A 16,887-nucleotide genomic window follows, 5' to 3' on the forward strand; every position below is an offset into this window, starting at 1 on the left:
GTTACATAAGAAAAAGCCACATATTTTAATGTGGCCTTTTTCTTAGAGCGCGTTTTTTATAAAAACGTCGCAATCTCTTCGATTGGTTTCTTCACTAAAGCGTGCTCTGGCACGGTCGCATCTTCACTCGGGTAACCCGCAATCAACAACATATAAGGGCGCTCATTATCGCGGTCACGGCCACAAATATCGGTTAAGAAGCTCATCGGTTTTGGCGTGTGAGTCAGTGTTGCTAAGCCCGCATTATGTAATGCTTGAATTAAGAACCCAGTCGCTAAACCCACAGACTCATGCACATAGTAGTTGGTGTTCTTATCTTCAGTGTGAATACCACCTTTCTTTTGACTGAACACGGCAATTAACCAAGGTGCGTGCTCAAGGTACGGTTTTTGTGCATCTGTGCCTAATGGCTTTAGGGCATCTAGCCATTCTTCACCTGCTCGACCTTCATAAAAAGAGCGCTCTAGATCTTCCGCTGCTTGGCGAATTTGCTTTTTGACATCGGCTGAGTGGATGGCAACAAAATGCCAAGGCTGGTGATTGGCACCACTTGGCGCTGTGCCTGCGGTTTTAATACAGGCTTCGATGATTTCTTTTGGTACAGGACGGTCACTAAAACTGCGAATTGAGTGGCGACGCTTACAGTTGTCTAAAAAGCTTTCAGCGCGGCTCAGCATCTCGTCTTGTGGGTATTCAATAAAGTCGCTTAGCGGTCGGTTTGCATGGTCTTGCATGTTCATCCCCTTGATATTCTTAATTGTCGCTAGTGTTTCAGTGTTTACAAATTATTGCAATTGTTAGCAGGGTATTAATTGTACCTTTAATGTAAAGCTGCTATAACAGCGTTGCTTATTTGTTCAATAAAAGGGAATGTAAATGCTTAAAATAACTGGGCTTTCAAAAACATATGACAATGGCGTTCACGCGTTACGCGGGGTGAATTTAGATATTCCAAAAGGTATGTATGGATTACTGGGGCCAAATGGCGCAGGTAAGTCTTCACTTATGCGTACAATTGCAACATTACAATCCGCTGACTCGGGCAGTATTGAGTTTGATGGGATTAACGTACTCGAACAGCCAAAGGCGTTGCGTGAGCGTTTAGGGTATTTACCACAAGACTTCGGTGTTTATCCACGCGTCAGTGCCTATGACTTACTTGATCATATGGCAGTGCTAAAAGGCTTAAATAATAAAGCAGAACGTAAAGAAGCGGTTGAAGGCTTACTGGCCCAAACCAATTTATATGACCACCGTAAAAATGCTGTAAGTGGCTTCTCTGGTGGTATGCGTCAGCGTTTTGGTATTGCGCAAGCACTACTTGGCGACCCTGACTTACTTATTGTCGACGAACCAACCGCGGGTCTTGACCCAGAAGAGCGTAACCGATTCCACAATCTATTAGTGGGTTTAGGTGAAAGTAAGGTCATTATCTTATCGACGCACATAGTAGAAGATGTGTCTGAGCTGTGCCCAAATATGGCGGTATTGGCAAGTGGTCAAATCTTGCTTGAAGGTAACCCGATTGATTTAACCGAGCAGCTACAAGGTAAGATCTGGCGTAAGTCGGTGAGCCTAGCTGAAGCAAAAGAGTTAGAAGCCGTCTTACCGGTTATTTCTAAACGCTTATTTGCAGGTAATACTTTGCTGAATGTATTTGCTGATGAAGCACCAGAAGGTTTTAATGCCGTGCCTGCTGATTTAGAAGATGTGTATTTCTCGACATTGCATCAACACCGCAATAGCCAAGCTGCATAAGGAGTAGGCGAATGCTATTTAAAATGATGCAATTTGAGCTGCGCTATTTTATGCGCCAGCCCTCTTTTTATGTCACGTCTTTGATTATATTTTTACTGACCTTTTTTGCTTCGGTATCAGATTCGGTGCAAATTGGAGGAAGCAGTAATGTCAACGTGAACTCGCCATTTGCGATTTTGCAAATTGTTGCCAACATGGCGATTTTTTCTATCTTTTTGGTTGTGAATTTTGTCGGCAGCGCCGCGATTAGAGATGACCAAAGTAAGCTAAATGAACTGGTTTTGAGTAAGCCACTTAGTTTAGTGCAATATCGTTTAGGCCGATTTTTAGGTGCTTATCTTGTCACCATGATGGTGTTCTCAACGTGTTTATTGGGTATTTGGATTGGCTCAGGCTTAGGTAGTTTAATGGGCTGGTTAGATGCAGAAATGCTGGGTCCGAATAAACTCGAGTACTATTTATCTCCGCTGTTTTATATTGCCGTGCCTTCACTATTCTTCGTATCTAGCTTATTTGTATTAGTCGCGCAAAAATTTAGAAGTATGGTCGCCATGTACTTAGTCGCTGTTGCACTCGTGGTTGGCTATATTGTAGCTAACAGTATTTTCTCTGATATTGAATACCGTGCCGTTGCAGCTTATGTAGATATGTTTGGTTTATCTGCTATTTCAGTACAAGCTGAGTATTGGACTATTGCTGACAGAAACACCATGACCATAGGGTTATATGATGAACTACTCTATAACCGTTTGATCTGGCTAGGTGTAACTGTATTAAGTTTAGCGACTCTGGTACTTAATACATCACATTTCTTACCACAAAAGCAAAAAGTGAAAAGCAAAGTCAAAGGTGAAGGCCAGCAAGCAGCAGCACTGGCTCATCGTATTGATTATAAATCTAGCGCAGGCAGTGCTTGGTCTCATTTCTTAATGCGAACAGTATTTGAAGTGAAGCAAGTAGTGCGTAGCTACTCGTTCCTCGTATTACTTATATTATCTGTGTCTATGCTAGTACCGGGCTTAGTTGGCTCATTTGGTATGTATGGAACAGATACTTGGCCTGTGACATTCAGAATGGTAGAGCAAATTCAAGGCAGCTTTGGCCTATTGATGATCATTGTCTTGGTTTACTATTGTGCTGAACTTGTATGGCATGACCGCGATGCAAAAGTGAGTGAGATCGTTGACTCTTATCCAGTGGCGAACTGGGTGTTTTGGGGCTCTAAATATATAGCGCTTGTCTCGGTGTTGGTGTTGCTGTGTGTATTTGGATCTGTACTGACTATCCTATACCAACTGATATCAGGTATGGCGACCATTGAGCTGTCGCAATATGTTATTCGTCTAGGTTACTTATTTGTTCTTGGCTTTGCCCTGCAAGGTACCTTGGCTTTCTTATTACAGGTTGTCAGCCCGAGTAAATATGTCGGTATGGGACTATTTTTACTCTACTATATAGGCTCACTCGTGATGGCAAGCTTTGGCTTTGAGCATAATATGTGGCGATTTGGTGAGACCCCAAGTGCTCCTTACTCAGACATCAACGGCTATGGCCACTTTTTAACTGCAATCCATTGGTACAACTTATATTGGTTAGGTTTAAGTGTGATCTTCGCCGCATTGAGTTTTGCACTTTGGCCGCGTGGTGCAGGGCAAACCCTAAAAGCACGATTTGCTCAGTTGAACTATCAGTTAGGTAATGCAGGTAAGGTTGCGATAGCTGCGGGTGCACTATTATTTGTGGGCAGTGGTAGCTATATCTATTACAACACACAAGTGCTTAATTCATTTATTACGCAAGATGCGCGCGAAGATCTTTCAGAGCAGTATGAACGTGAGTTTGTGCAATTCAAAGATGCGCCTGTACCAACGACACTAGATGTAAAGCTTGATGCAGAGATTTTCCCGAAAACACGTCGTATTGAAGCAACGGTTGCTTTAGAAGTCGAAAACAAGAGCAAAGAAGTCATAGAGCGTTTCTTGGTGAATAAGCCTTCGCACACACTTGAATGGTCTGTTGAAATGTCAGGTGCAACACTGGGTGAATTTGATGAAAACTATTATCACGCATGGATGAATTTATCTGAGCCTATGTTGCCAGGTGAGCGTCGCGTGATCACTATGTCTGTTGTGCGTCAAACACTGGGGTTTGTTGATAGGGGCAGTGATACCACTTTGGTTCACAATGGTACCTTCATTAACAATAGTGAGCTATTCCCAACCTTTGGTTATGCTCAACAAAAGCAAATTTTTGATAAAAACGAGCGCCGTAAACGCGGACTTGAGCCTGTAAAGCGTGGCAATAAAATCGAAGAAACGCAGTACCATAATCAACCTTTGTTTGCTGAAAACTTTGTCACCTTCGCAGCCCGTGTCACGACCGATGAGTCGCAAGTGGCCATGGTGCCGGGTTACCTGCAGTCGAAAGAAACCAAAGATGGTCGTACAACTTATGTGTATGAGATGGATGCACCTATGCTGCATTTCTACACCATGCTGTCGATGGAACTTGAAGTAAAACGTGAAGAGTACAAAGGCATTGCGCTTGAGGTTTATTATCATAAAGATCATGCTTGGAACGTAGATACCATGCTTGAGTCTACCAAAGATTCAATCGACTATTTCTCAAGAGAGTTTGGCCCTTATCAGCATAAGCAAATGCGCATTATTGAGTTCCCTCGTTACCGCTCGTTTGCTCAGAGTTTTGCTAATACCGTTCCTTACTCAGAAGAGATCGGCTTCTTAACCGACACTCGTAACCCTGAGAATATTAATGTGCCTTATTACGTCACAGCTCATGAACTCGCGCATCAGTGGTGGGCGCATCAGGTGATTGGTGCAAATGTTGAAGGGTCAAATATTCTGTCTGAAATGCTGTCTCAATACGCGGCCATTATGGTGATGAAAGAGAAGTATGGTGAGCATAATCTACGTAAGTTCTTAAAGTATGAGTTAGATAGATACCTACGTGGTCGTACGACAGAGTCGCACGAAGAACTAACGTTAGCTAGAACGGCGGGTCAGCAGCATATTCATTACAACAAAGGTTCTGTTGTAATGATGGCATTACATGATTTGCTGGGTGAAGCACGTTTGAATAAAGCGCTACGCAACTTTATTGATGACTATCGCTTCAGAAGTGATGTTTTCCCGACCACACTCGATTTCATTGCTTACTTGAAGTCAGATGCAACGACACAAGAGCAAGCTTTCATCGAAGACCAATTTAACTCGATTACTTTATATGAGTTAAAACTGACTGACGTTGAAATTGAAGAGGGAACATCAGAGGGTGAACTTCATACTATTACACTTACCGTGAAAGCGGCGAAGAAGCATGCTGATGGTGAAGGTAACGAAGAAGATGTACCTCTTGAGCAAATGATAGATATTGCCCTGTTCAAAGCCGATCCTGATGACATCAATGAAGGCGAGAATGTGATGTATCTACAAAAGCACAGTATTACGACGGGTGATAATGTGATCAAACTGAAAGTAAAAGACTTACCTAAGTTTGCGGGTATTGACCCATTTGTAAAACTGATCGACAAAGAAGCAGCCGATAATATTAAGTCGCTGTAATTTGTATGAGCTAACTGATTTATAGCTCAAGTAAATCATTAAAGGCCTCTCTCAAAGAGGCCTTTTGTTTTTCAAAATATAAATTTGGTGAATACTTAAGGTTCAATAAATAAAGCTTATAAATAACCCTGTTATGTTAATCTTTGCGCGAAAATAACAGGTATCAAATAAGGAGCATGTATGTATCAACATCAATGGCACACAGGCGAGTCAATAAACCTACCGAAGGGTAAGATAGTATGTATAGGGCGCAACTACGCCGCGCATGCACAAGAGTTGAATAACCCTATTCCGAGCCGGCCAATTCTGTTCATTAAACCCAGCACCTGTTTGCAGCCATTCAAAGAGATTACGCTCGCTAAACGCTTAGGTGAACATCACTACGAAGCTGAACTAGCCCTGTTAATTGGCGAAACGATTTCATACGGCGATCAAGATGTGCTAACAAAAATTGCCGGAGTTGGGCTCGCCCTCGACTTAACCTTACGTGATGTGCAGAGTGAGCTTAAAAGTAAAGGCCACCCTTGGGAGCGCGCCAAAGCTTACGATGGCAGCTGCCCTGTTACACCATTTTACCCGCTAGAATCGCCGACTGAACTCGCTAGCGCTGAATATAAGTATTGGCAGAATGGTGATTTACAGCAGCATGGCAAAACTGAACTCATGCTATTTAACATCGAACGTTTACTCACAGAGATCAGCGAAAGCTTTACCCTGATGCCGGGCGACATTGTGTTAACGGGAACACCTGAAGGAGTAGGAGTATTGAATGAGGGTGATGATCTAAAATTACAGTATCAGGAGCAGGCGCCTTTAAATGCTAGGGTTGTTTTGAAACCTTGAGTATATGCAAAGACTGATTTCAAAGACATAGAATATCTTTAAAGTTTTAAGGTCGCACTAGCTTTTTTGTTTTCAATTTAGTAACATCAATATTTTTTTTCAATAAAAACATTAACAATCTAAGAATTAAAAATATATAAGGAATATATATGAAACTTCAAATCTTTGCAGGTTTGTCATTGTTAGTTTCTAGTTTCATGGCGATAGGCCAAGATAACGATACAAAATTAATAATGTGTAAAGACTGTTCATACTCAGAATCTAAGAAATTAGCTAAAAAATACGCGCCTTCATTTCAGTGTTATAACAATAATCCAAATGGCCCAATGACTCCTGACACTCAGGCATGTTACTCATCGCCTAGGAAGGTGATTATTGCTGACGCGAACGGCAATAATCATCATGCTTTTACAGTTCGCCACTACAATCAGGGCACGGCATGGCTTGAATTAGCCATTGAAAGTGCTCGACTCAACACAACAGATTATGAAGCGATCCGTCGAGTTAACGTAACCGCAGACAATTTAGAAAAGCTGGCGTCTGAACTTGAGAATGAATTAAAGGGAGTACCTTTAACAAGTAAAGACTTCGTTATTTTCTCTTCTCACCCTCAATACTTTAGCTCTTATAGTCAAAACACAGGTAGCTGTCCTGCATATATCTCTGATGCATTCGATGCAGTTTATGATGGTAAAACAGCTACTCGCTTATCTGAAGCGGTTAATAAAAAAATCAACCGTGAAAGTAAAGATCCAGGTAAAGCGTTTATGGTGAAAAGAATGAATAGCGAAGGCTTTTCAGTTGAGGTAACTGGGGTTAGTTACTCTGGCTCTTGGAAAGATGTTGTCCGTGTTTTTAATACTGAAATTGATTTGCAGCAAAGAGATTCAGATGTCCCAGTTTCAGACTTACCTGGTTATAAAGTTGTATATGGCTTAACTTGGAATGATAGATGGGGAGCAATCGAGGTTGATATTAATCCAATTTTAACTGTTCTTGGTGGAGTTTCATTAAGTAATTACGGTAAAGCAGGCAAAATTCATAACTTAGATCCATGTGTAGAAAAAGAGTTTGATAAGTACTTAAGAAATGAAGTAACAAACTCTAATAACACTTCACCAGGTGGTGGTATTGCGCCTGGTGGAGGCCCTGGCGCTGGCGGAGGGAATCCTTGGCCAGGTGGCGGAGGTGGTGATGGTTGGGATAACCAACAATGTGAAAAGCATTACTACTGGAAAGATGGCACATTGGCCTTTACGGTTCTTGTACCTTGCTAATCAAATAATTAAGGGAGCTACTAGCTCCCTTTTTCTTAATATTACAAAGAAAAATCCATCGCATAGCTGACGTATGCTTTCATATCGTCATCGGCGTCTAAATCAGTTTTGATCACGCCAAAAGTAAAGCCATCTTTGCTTAGGCTAAAACCGTAATCCATATAGTTATCTTCTGAATACCACTCAGTCACTGTGTCACCGCTTGAGCGACCTAAATGTAAGCCAAGTTCAGTGTCATTGAATACATTAAATGCGGCGTTCAGCTCAATATACAGCATGTCTTCTTCAGCGGTTGAACCGCTTTGCGCATTACTTAGGTAGCTGATCTTCGCACTTAATACGTCATAGCTGACTTCGCCATAAAGCTCGCCAAAGTCGATGCTGCCTTCGGCATCTGGGTAAGCGTAATAGACATAGCCCATATCGTAGCCAATATCACCTGCAGAGCCACTGAAGCCCGCATAAAAATCCATCTCGTAGCTTTCTTTGCCACCAAAGTCGATATTTGATACCCAAGTACCAGCATAAAAACCAGAATCATTGCCGTAATCAATGCCACCCGATACGGCTGCACCATCAGCAGATTGCGTAATACCACGCCAGAAGTAGTTTGAGCTTGCTGCAATGTTTGCGGTGACTTCAGCATAACTTGCAGTAGAAGTTGCGAGTAATAGTGAGCTAAGTAAGAGAGAGGTTGTCTTTTTCATCTTCATTCCTATGTGCGCTAAATTTTCCTAATCTTAAAAGCAATGCCTGCACCACTTTTTATGTGTCTATATTAATATAGTTTACTATTTGATTATTAATGTTTTTTTATAAATGATAGTTTTTGATTAGAAAATTTATGCACAGTTTTAGTGCGAAAGGAATAATGTTTTGCACGATATTTGCGCATATCGTGCAATGGGGAATATTTATTTCTTTGTGCTTAACCTTATATATTTACAGGTTAACCAAAGATCGCGCGCATTAAGCCAATGGTCTCGTCTACGCTGCGGCCTTTTTCAACCTCTGCGATGATTGAGTCACGCTTATCGCGAATATGATCAGGAATGCTCTCATCAGCAAGTGCGCGATCAACCAATACCTCAGCAGACTCTTTACCACGACGAACGGTTTTAGTGCCACCGCTGCGGCTACTACGTACAGGCTTATTTAATAACTTAATATAGTTAGAGTTATCCGCCGTGTCTTTGTCAGCATAATAGAAGAAGCAAGGTAATAGGGCTTTGATGCTGGCGAGTTGCTCTTCTAATTCACCGTTTTCAGTGGTCATTGCAAACCAAGGCATAGTGCGGATGCTCATCACAACATCTGACCAATAGCGCTCGAAGTCACGGTTATTTAAACGGCTAATACCCAATGCTTGGCAAAGTGCATCTAATCGGTTGTTGCTAATAGGTGTGAATACATCAGGGCGACGCATCGCTAATAGGCGCGTAGCAGGCGCAAGGGTTGGTTTTTCATCTGTGCCCGCAAATGCACTTAAGTAACCAATCATAAATGCTTGATAGTCTTGCTCGCTTACGTCACCTTCGGCAGGAATGTTCGTAAGGGCGTCATCAAATGCCCCTGGTAAATCTGCTAATAGCTGGTGGAACCCTTTTGCGCTCTTCGTTGAAGCAAACCACTCAACATCGAAGTTGTACACGCTGGTATCTAGGCTTGCAGCATGTTTACCAGTAAACGCCAGACGGTCTTCGGCGATCATCTCTTTTAATGGCGTGCTGCGCATCGGTGCTAAGTAGCTGGTTAGCTTTAACTGTTCTTCAAGAGCTAATACGTCTTTATGTTGCTCGATAAAGCCACAGATCACAGGCCAAGGTGCAATGCGTAGCGTTTTAAGCTGTAAAAAGCTGATGGCAGAAATTAACAAATCTTGTAGTTTCTTAACCGTTGGAAGCTGGTGGTCGTCGAGTAAGTCGAAGTTGATGCGGTTTTTTGCTACATCTAATAACTCATAGCACCAACCCAAGAAGTCTTCTGGGTGGTTTTCTACTTTGACTGCCATCAGATTCAAACTTATATCGGTAGATTGCTTAAGAATGTTTTGGTAAATCTGACTTTCTTGTTCACCCAATGCCATTTTTGACGGGGAAATGAGCAGCTTTTTCATAGGGGTTGGTGTCTCCACGGGTTAAGTTATTACGGGTTAATTAGCTAACCAAATAAGTGTAGCAGAACTTGTGCTACACAAATGAGGGCGTGGATCATACCTAAGTGAGACGTGGATGCAATCGAAGAAATGCTTATTTATTGCAAGAGATAAGAAAACTCAGCATCTGCAGGAGCTTACAAGCTGAGTTTCTGGAGGCGAAATTAAAAGGCTAAAACCAAAGCTGCGCCAAGAATTGACCCTATCGCTGGTAACACAATGGCAAGGTGTGTTTCTATTTCATACTGTGTGTGTTTGGGCAAGGTTGCCCAGTACTCGGTTATTTGTTTTTTCATAGTAAGTGTCCTTTTTTAGTGTTAATCACTTGTCTCTAACTCAAAGAGTGACTCAACCGGTTGCTCAAAGTGGCGCGCAATCTTTAATGCAATCACCACCGAGGGGGTAAAGCGGCCTGTTTCTATGGTGCTAATGGTCTTGCGAGAAACACCAATTAAATCGGCTAACTCTTGTTGAGATAAATTGTTGAGCTTTCTTAATTCAGCAACCTTAACTTGCATAGTTGTTAGTCTCTATTTTGCCAAATTATCGATGCACCATAACTTAAGCTGGCAGTGGCCAAGTACACAAGTGACATTGTTTCATGAGTAAATGGAATGGCAATGGCATCTCCAATTACCCAAACCGCAAAAATGACACCGACAGTGCAATAAAAAGCATGGCGGTAAGCTGTATGGTTCATTTGTTTTATAAACTCGTCCTGATAGCCGTCAGTGTATTTTTTTGAATTGAAGAACGCTTTAATTTTGTAAAAAACAGCTATGCCAACAAATAGCACCACAAAGCCTATATTGAAGAATTGTTGATTTTCACTGTCTTTGAATGCGTCAGTGATCACCATGAACATTAATACTGTGCCAAGTGCCAGCCAAAACCAACCGCTTAATGTAATGTGCTTCTCTTCATTTTTAACTTCTAGGTTTGTCATGCCATGTTTTCCTTCGTAATGTAACCTATGGGTATCAATGTAACCTGTAGGTATCATGAGGTCAACGGTTTTTTGTAACCCCTAGGTATCATATTAATTTCATTGGTTTTGTGTGCAGATTTTTTTCGTCTCAGCCGTTATGATTAGTAACATCAATTGCAAATGTAAGGAAAAGCAATGAATCGCTTTGTAAAAGTCATTGGTGGTGTGGTTGTTGTGGCCGTTGGTGCTGTGGTTGCGGCGCCATTTTTGATCCCAACCGACACCATTATTCAGCAGGTTTTAGAACAAGTCGAAAATACCACAGGTCGTAAACTTACCATTGCCGGCGAAAGCCAGCTAACGGTGTTTCCGAGCCTAAGTATTGAGCTGAACGACGTTGCTTTTGCCAATATGGCCTCGGGCAGTGCTGAAAATATGGTAAGTATGGAACAGCTTGCTGTGCATATTCCTTGGTTATCGTTATTAAGTGGTGAAGCCAAGTTAGAGCGTTTTGTGATCCGCAATCCAAACATCTTGCTAGAAACAGATAAACAAGGCAAAGCGAACTGGCAGATCATGCCAACAACTGCCGCTGCGCCAACAGCCCAAACGAATGAAGCCGCCGCTGGCCCAGTAAAATTACCCCAAGGGTTTGATGTCAGCTTAGGGGAAGTGGCGATTTACGGTGGTCAACTGACTTATCTTGATGGTGTAACAGGCGCAAAACAGCAGGTGAGCGACTTTGAATTAATCGTAGCGCTGCCTTCTTTATTCAAGCCGCTAGATGTGAAAGGGGGGTTAACCTACCAACAACAGCGTTTTGAGTTAAACACCCAAGTCGACACGCCAGCAAAAGCCATTGAAGGGCAAACCTTTGATGTGACGCAAACTTTAGCGTCAGCGTTATTAGATCTTAAATTTAATGGTGCTATTGCTCAGCAAGGCAAAGACATTAAAGGTAGTTTGAAACTGGCAGGTGACTCAGTAAAAGCCATCACTCAGTGGCAGGGCATTGACCTCAAAGCCAAAGACAACGCCTTCAACCAGTTTAGTGTCAGTGGTGAGATGCACCTAGCGGGAGAGACTTTTAAGCTCAGCGTATTCGAAGCCAAACTCGATGCACTGGCAATTAAAGGGCAAAGCCAAATTGATTTAGGCGCGCGTTTAAATGTCATGGCCGACATTGACCTTGGCATGTTAGACCTCAACCCATACCTGCCGGAGAGCCCAGAAAAACCAGCCGAATCTGCACAGCCTACAGAACCGGGTGAGCCACAGCCAATTGTATGGGATGACACTCCGATTGATTTATCGGGTCTTAATGCTTTAGACGCCGACATTAAAGTGCGCTCAACAGGCCTAATTGCTAAAGAGATCAAATTGGGTGAAAACCAATTCTCAGTTAATCTGAAAGACGGTAAAGCACGTTTAGGCTTAGATAAATTCAACGCTTACGAAGGTAAAGGGCAGGGTAAAGTGGTGGTGAATGCCAAGCGTGCGCCTTATCAGATCAATACCGATTTTAGTTTAACCGACATCAACGCCGAACCATTACTGACTGACGCGGTCGGCTTTGACAAGGTATTAGGTAAAGGCAGCATCAGCTGGGCGCTGAACACCCAAGGTCAAAGTCAGAAGCAGTTTGTGTCAGCCTTAGCGGGTAATCTGGCGTTTAGTTTTATCGATGGTGGTGTAAAAGGGGCCAATATCGCAGAGATGATGCGTAAAGGCAGCGAAATGCTCAAAGGTGACTTTTCCTCATTAAAAGAGGGTTTAAACGCCGATTTCGATCCAAATCAGAAAACCGACTTCTCGGCACTGACAGGCACTTTTACCTTTAAAAATGGTGTCGGTACCAATACTGACCTAAACCTTGCCAGCCCTCTGTTACGTATCACGGGCAGCGGTGAAGTCGACCTACCTAAGACTTATGTGAATTACCGCCTAGTGACTGGTTTGGTTGATACTATTGAAGGCCAAGCAAGCAGTGATGACAGCACAGGCTTTAAAGTACCGCTACGCATCAAGGGCCCATTCCACAAGGTCGATTACAAACTCGACTTTGGTAGTGCGGCAAAAGACAAAGCCAAAGAAGAAGCGAAAGAGAAAGTAAAAGATAAGCTGAAAGACAAATTAAAAGGCTTCTTCGGTTAAAAGCTCTGAGTTTCGAACAAGCAAAAGCCAGTGCCGCAATGCACTGGCTTTTTTGTTTAGCGCAACACTGTTTTTTAAATTGTCGCCATAAATGACTTAAAAACGATAGATTGAGTACTCCATTGCAGCAGTTAATGTTGCTCATTTCACCTTGCGCAAAAATAACCTTGCTTCGCAACGTGTATTTTGCACTCTAGGTAGCAGCGAATTTACTTCGCGACTTGTTTTGGTATAGGTGGGATGTGAAGAGGTCAATAAACCCGACATAAAGTCGGTGCTACCGAATGTGCCTTTTAAATTGTTGTGAAAAATGACGACCTATAAAAGAGTTTTTAGGAGCTGTGTCGTTTACATCCATGTAGCTACGCCCATCGGGTATCCATACCCTCACCTCCTCGCGCTGCGAAACTTCGTTTCGGTCACCCGTCGCCCTTGCGCAAAAATAACCTTGCTTAGCAACGTGTATTTTGCACTCTTGGTAGCAGCGAATTTACTTCGCGACTTGTTTTGGTATAGGTGAGATGTGTAGGGGTCAATAAACCCGACATAAAGTCGGTGCTACCGAATGTGCCTTTTAAATTGTCGTCATAAACGACAACCTATAAAAGAGCTTTTAGGAGCTGTGTCGTTTACATCCATGTAGCTACGCCCATCGGGTATCCATACCCTCACCTCCTCGCGCTGCGAAACTTCGTTTCGGTCTTAATAATAGTGAGTTGTAATACTTCCATGTAGCATGGGTCCGGTTCGGCCATCCAAGGCCTCACGCTCAACGCTAGTCTTGCTGCGCGCACTCGCAAGCCTCAAGACACGTTTCGCCCTTGCGCAAAAATAACCTTGCTTCGCAACGAGTATTTTGCACGATAAGCCCATGTAATCGGGTGTAATCTCAAGTAGTTGTTTTCAATAATTGTCTGTGCTCTTATGGGCTTAGTACTTTTAAAGGACATTACTATGACGCAACAATTAACGTATACCGTTAAACCAAGCCGTGACGACACGCCTTGGGTAATTTTAGACACAGACGGCAACCCTGCCGGTGAAGTATCGGTCGATCTTGCTCAATTCCCTGAAGATGAGCCGGTTAACCTTGTGTATGTGCTGACTCAGTCAAGCATAGACAAAGGTTTCCGCTTTGCTGGCAACGGCACCTTGTTCACCGATGCCCGTGATAATTTTAACTATCAGCTTAGTAGCGAAGTATTCAATGGCGGCACTTCTTTGGTCGTGACGGTAATGAATATAGAACCGGATGCCAGCATTCCAGCTGATGTGATTAAAGAGTTAGTGAAGTCTAAGAACAAAGACAAGGTGTTCTCTAAAGTTGAGCTTGAAGCCAATACCAATTACGAGATTGACTTTAGATTACTTGCAGAGAAAGAGGGTAAAAAAGGTAAGCTTTATATTTCTCAAGATCCTAGGATATCAATCAACGATACACAGCCATAAACTATAGTTAACATTAGGCGCAAAGTTGAGTGAAATGCTGAGTGCCTAATATTTCTTGCAATTGAGAAGAGTTAGTACAAAGCTTTTTGAACCAAGGTAAAGTATAAAAGCTTTTCCCCCATCCGTCTTTGATACTTGATTTGATTATGACAAGCGCAGACTGGCTCTCATTTAATGATGTTAAAATCATAGCTTTAACAAATTTTAAGTCGTATGTAGCTGGGCTTTTATTTTCAATAAAGTTGATTAGCTTGAAAGCTGCTAACTTTTGACCAGTATGCAGTAAGGCTTGAGCTCTTAACATTAAAACATCGATATCATCAGTATCACGACTTGCTAGTAATATTTTTTTATAAAGTGATTGCGCTTTTTTCATATCACCACTGTAAGAAAAGCTATCAGCAAGGTTAAGAGTGAAAATAAGACTTTCAGGGCTTATTTTATAGGACTTATGAGCGTACTTAACTGATAATTCAAAATCCTTAATTAAAGAATAAGCAATTGATAGATTTGAAAGCAGCGCCGCATCATTTGGAGTCTTGCTTAATAATTGTGAATAGGCATTTATAGATTGATTTGCTAGCCCCTTTGCAAGTGAAATATCGCCAAGTGTTTTAAGAGCCCAAAAATCATTGGGTGCTCTTAAACTAACCTGTTCAAGATAGAACAAAGCTTCGTCATAATTACTATTAAGTAGAGATATAGTTGCAGCATTTCTTGCTGTTTGTAGCGTAGATTTGAGGTTAAATGCTAGCACTATACTATCGAGTGCTGTTTGGTAATCTGCTTTATTTCGATAATAGTTTGCTTTAATACTATAAAGTTCATATTGCTCTATATTTGAGGTTTCTAGATTTTTAATTAACGATTCAGCCTTCCCCCAATCCTTTATAGCTTGATAGGCTTGAATACGATCAACTATAAAGTTTGCGCTCAATTTATATGTTTCAGGCGAACGATCTAATGCATCTAATAACTCCCAAATAATATCGTCATTTGGATTGAAATGATGAGAAGTAATCGCCACCTTCCTATAAAACCGATACAGGGGCGCAAAACTCGGTTCTTGACGGATCAGCAACTTCACTTCAGCCAGTGTCACCGCAATGTCTTGAGAGCCACTTTGAAATGCTTCAACCTGCGCTACATATTTCTCGTAAAACGCATCGCTATAAGTTTGGCTGGTAAAGCGCTTGTTGAATAGCGTCTCAATATTCACCAAGCTATTGTGATAGGCCTCTGAAAAGCTTTCGGTATCGACACTATAGCGGGTGGTATCGAGCAAAGTGGCTGTGTGTGCATCAATGGCGTTGAGTGTGACTTCACACAATGAATTACGGCAGTTAAATACTGGTTCAAGCAGCACGTCGGCGCCAAGGGCGTTGCCGATGTCAGTTTGCGATGCTTGTTCACCCATGAGTTTAAGGGTGCTGGTTACTTCTGAGTTCGATACCTGCAAGCTTGATGTGTCTTGCAAAATAAAGTTACTGATGGCGTCTTCAAGCCCTAAGGTCGCGATACGCTGTTGGGTGTCGGTTAATTCAGTTTGCCCGTCGAAGGTAATGGGTAGAGCGGCGATATAACTCTTTGGTTGGTTAGTTTGCCAATACCAATAACCTGCGCCGATAAGGCAAACAGCAAACAAACACGACATGACAAGGCCATATTTTTGCCAGAGGTTTGATTTTGCATTAGTTGCAGACTTTGAAGGTGTGGGTACTTGTAGGTCTACTGCATCAATATCTTGAGTGTCATCGCATTGTGCATAACCAATATTTTGCTGTAATTGCTTTAACTGAGTGATGACTTGGTGAAAACTATTTGGGCGCGCTGCTTTGTCGAATGCCAATAGCGTATTGATTAATGCACCAAGTTGGGCGGGCATGTCGAGTAATTTACTTGCATCACTTTGACAGGGAACATGCTTGATTTGTTCTGCAATGGCATCGGGCGCGGCGTCTTTGGCTTGGGCTAAATAAGGGTGCTCATTTGCAAACAACTGATAGGCCAGTAAACCAAACGCAAATAAATCGGCACGCTGATCTAACGGTCGCTTATTCAACTGCTCTGGTGACATTGCCGTTAAACTGCCAAAGCTAGAATGATGACTGCGCTGCTCATCGCCAAGTTGGGCAATGCCAAAGTCAGCGATTTTTGCCACACCTTGGGCGTTGATTAAAATGTTATCGGCTTTTAAATCAAGGTGCAGAATGTCATTTTTGTGCGCTTCTGATAAGCCTTGGGCTATATCAATTAATAACTGTAACTTTTGCTCAGACTCGAGATGACGGGTTTTTAAAAAGTGTTTAAGGGTGGCACCTTGTACATATTCCATTTCGATGGCGAGCTGGGTGTCACTCTCGTGCACTTTATACACTTGCACAATATTTGGGTGATTAACCCGAGCCAGAATTTTCGCTTCGTTCAAAGCCTGCTGTTTATCGACTTTATTTACGTCGAGCAATTTTACCGCAACATGACGCTCTAACTTTGCATCCACGGCCAAAAAAACACGGCTCATGCCGCCTTGTCCTAATGGGGTGATTTGTTGGTAAAATTGCTCGAGTTGTATCACGATAAAATGCTTTATTATTAGTTCTAGAGTTAGTGTATCGGTTCGAGTTTGAGAATTCGAACTATTTACGATAGAAAAATATGAAATAGATTAAATAAACGACAATTTTATTTTATCACCGCTATTTTTACTTGTTTGTTATTTAATCAGTTGAAGTTGTTTCAGTT

General features: G+C 42.2%; 13 protein-coding genes. 6 read left to right on the forward strand and 7 right to left on the reverse strand.

Features of this window, described 5'->3' with window-relative positions; genetic code table 11:
• Positions 1-56: 56 nt before the first annotated feature.
• Positions 57-734 (reverse strand): nitroreductase family protein, encoded by a 678-nt coding sequence (locus tag C1E24_RS00430; RefSeq protein ID WP_058031312.1) that lies wholly within the window; start codon positions 732-734, stop codon positions 57-59.
• A 142-nt stretch (positions 735-876) separates the two neighbouring features.
• Between C1E24_RS00430 and C1E24_RS00435 the strand changes: the two genes are divergently transcribed.
• The 4 genes from C1E24_RS00435 (at position 877) to C1E24_RS00450 (ending at position 7,459) form a co-directional block, all read left to right on the forward strand.
• Positions 877-1,758 (forward strand): ABC transporter ATP-binding protein, encoded by an 882-nt coding sequence (locus C1E24_RS00435; RefSeq protein ID WP_138477738.1) that lies wholly within the window; start codon positions 877-879, stop codon positions 1,756-1,758.
• Positions 1,759-1,769: 11 nt separating this feature from the next.
• Entirely contained in the window at positions 1,770-5,339 is a 3,570-nt protein-coding gene (locus tag C1E24_RS00440; RefSeq protein WP_138477740.1) for an ABC transporter permease/M1 family aminopeptidase, read from the forward strand.
• Between the two features lie 180 nt (positions 5,340-5,519).
• Positions 5,520-6,182 carry a fumarylacetoacetate hydrolase family protein gene (locus tag C1E24_RS00445; RefSeq protein ID WP_138477742.1) on the forward strand — a complete coding sequence of 221 codons (663 nt, stop codon included), beginning with the start codon at positions 5,520-5,522 and terminating at the stop codon, positions 6,180-6,182.
• A gap of 149 nt (positions 6,183-6,331) precedes the next feature.
• Positions 6,332-7,459, forward strand: coding sequence for a hypothetical protein (locus tag C1E24_RS00450; protein WP_138477744.1), 1,128 nt, complete (start codon positions 6,332-6,334; stop codon positions 7,457-7,459).
• A gap of 41 nt (positions 7,460-7,500) precedes the next feature.
• Here the strand turns inward: C1E24_RS00450 and C1E24_RS00455 are convergent, their stop codons facing one another.
• The 5 genes from C1E24_RS00455 to C1E24_RS00470 form a co-directional block, all read right to left on the reverse strand.
• On the reverse strand, positions 7,501-8,166 hold the full coding sequence (locus C1E24_RS00455; RefSeq protein WP_138477746.1) for a TorF family putative porin: 666 nt from the start codon (positions 8,164-8,166) through the stop codon (positions 7,501-7,503).
• Between the two features lie 242 nt (positions 8,167-8,408).
• Positions 8,409-9,575, reverse strand: coding sequence for a hypothetical protein (locus tag C1E24_RS00460; protein WP_138477748.1), 1,167 nt, complete (start codon positions 9,573-9,575; stop codon positions 8,409-8,411).
• A 203-nt stretch (positions 9,576-9,778) separates the two neighbouring features.
• A complete protein-coding gene (locus tag C1E24_RS21155; protein ID WP_276609812.1) occupies positions 9,779-9,910 on the reverse strand; it encodes a hypothetical protein in 132 nt (43 codons plus the stop codon).
• A gap of 21 nt (positions 9,911-9,931) precedes the next feature.
• On the reverse strand, positions 9,932-10,132 hold the full coding sequence (locus C1E24_RS00465; RefSeq protein ID WP_138477750.1) for a helix-turn-helix transcriptional regulator: 201 nt from the start codon (positions 10,130-10,132) through the stop codon (positions 9,932-9,934).
• Between the two features lie 5 nt (positions 10,133-10,137).
• Complete coding sequence (locus tag C1E24_RS00470; protein ID WP_138477752.1) at positions 10,138-10,560, reverse strand: hypothetical protein; 423 nt, start codon at positions 10,558-10,560, stop codon at positions 10,138-10,140.
• A 177-nt stretch (positions 10,561-10,737) separates the two neighbouring features.
• Between C1E24_RS00470 and C1E24_RS00475 the strand changes: the two genes are divergently transcribed.
• Positions 10,738-12,696, forward strand: coding sequence for an AsmA family protein (locus C1E24_RS00475; protein ID WP_138477754.1), 1,959 nt, complete (start codon positions 10,738-10,740; stop codon positions 12,694-12,696).
• Between the two features lie 954 nt (positions 12,697-13,650).
• The gene (locus tag C1E24_RS00480; RefSeq protein ID WP_138477756.1) at positions 13,651-14,145 is read left to right on the forward strand and encodes a hypothetical protein; all 495 of its coding nucleotides are present in this window, start codon (positions 13,651-13,653) and stop codon (positions 14,143-14,145) included.
• Positions 14,146-14,158: 13 nt separating this feature from the next.
• Here the strand turns inward: C1E24_RS00480 and C1E24_RS00485 are convergent, their stop codons facing one another.
• A complete protein-coding gene (locus tag C1E24_RS00485) occupies positions 14,159-16,720 on the reverse strand; it encodes a serine/threonine-protein kinase (protein WP_276609813.1) in 2,562 nt (853 codons plus the stop codon).
• Between the last annotated feature and the right edge of the window lie 167 nt (positions 16,721-16,887).

Origin of the sequence: Pseudoalteromonas phenolica (assembly GCF_005876835.1) — a bacterium.
GTDB classification, from domain to species: domain Bacteria; phylum Pseudomonadota; class Gammaproteobacteria; order Enterobacterales; family Alteromonadaceae; genus Pseudoalteromonas; species Pseudoalteromonas phenolica_B.

What these genes read in the sequence shown, in the direction of transcription:
- C1E24_RS00455 (WP_138477746.1), bottom strand. Translation starts at nt 8,166, where the DNA reads ATGAAAAAGACAACCTCTCTCTTACTTAGCTCACTATTACTCGCAACT.
- C1E24_RS00470 (WP_138477752.1), bottom strand. Translation starts at nt 10,560, where the DNA reads ATGACAAACCTAGAAGTTAAAAATGAAGAGAAGCACATTACATTAAGC.
- C1E24_RS00465 (WP_138477750.1), bottom strand. Translation starts at nt 10,132, where the DNA reads ATGCAAGTTAAGGTTGCTGAATTAAGAAAGCTCAACAATTTATCTCAA.
- C1E24_RS00445 (WP_138477742.1), top strand. Translation starts at nt 5,520, where the DNA reads ATGTATCAACATCAATGGCACACAGGCGAGTCAATAAACCTACCGAAG.
- C1E24_RS00460 (WP_138477748.1), bottom strand. Translation starts at nt 9,575, where the DNA reads ATGAAAAAGCTGCTCATTTCCCCGTCAAAAATGGCATTGGGTGAACAA.
- C1E24_RS00430 (WP_058031312.1), bottom strand. Translation starts at nt 734, where the DNA reads ATGCAAGACCATGCAAACCGACCGCTAAGCGACTTTATTGAATACCCA.
- C1E24_RS00475 (WP_138477754.1), top strand. Translation starts at nt 10,738, where the DNA reads ATGAATCGCTTTGTAAAAGTCATTGGTGGTGTGGTTGTTGTGGCCGTT.
- C1E24_RS00480 (WP_138477756.1), top strand. Translation starts at nt 13,651, where the DNA reads ATGACGCAACAATTAACGTATACCGTTAAACCAAGCCGTGACGACACG.
- C1E24_RS00450 (WP_138477744.1), top strand. Translation starts at nt 6,332, where the DNA reads ATGAAACTTCAAATCTTTGCAGGTTTGTCATTGTTAGTTTCTAGTTTC.
- C1E24_RS21155 (WP_276609812.1), bottom strand. Translation starts at nt 9,910, where the DNA reads ATGAAAAAACAAATAACCGAGTACTGGGCAACCTTGCCCAAACACACA.
- C1E24_RS00435 (WP_138477738.1), top strand. Translation starts at nt 877, where the DNA reads ATGCTTAAAATAACTGGGCTTTCAAAAACATATGACAATGGCGTTCAC.
- C1E24_RS00440 (WP_138477740.1), top strand. Translation starts at nt 1,770, where the DNA reads ATGCTATTTAAAATGATGCAATTTGAGCTGCGCTATTTTATGCGCCAG.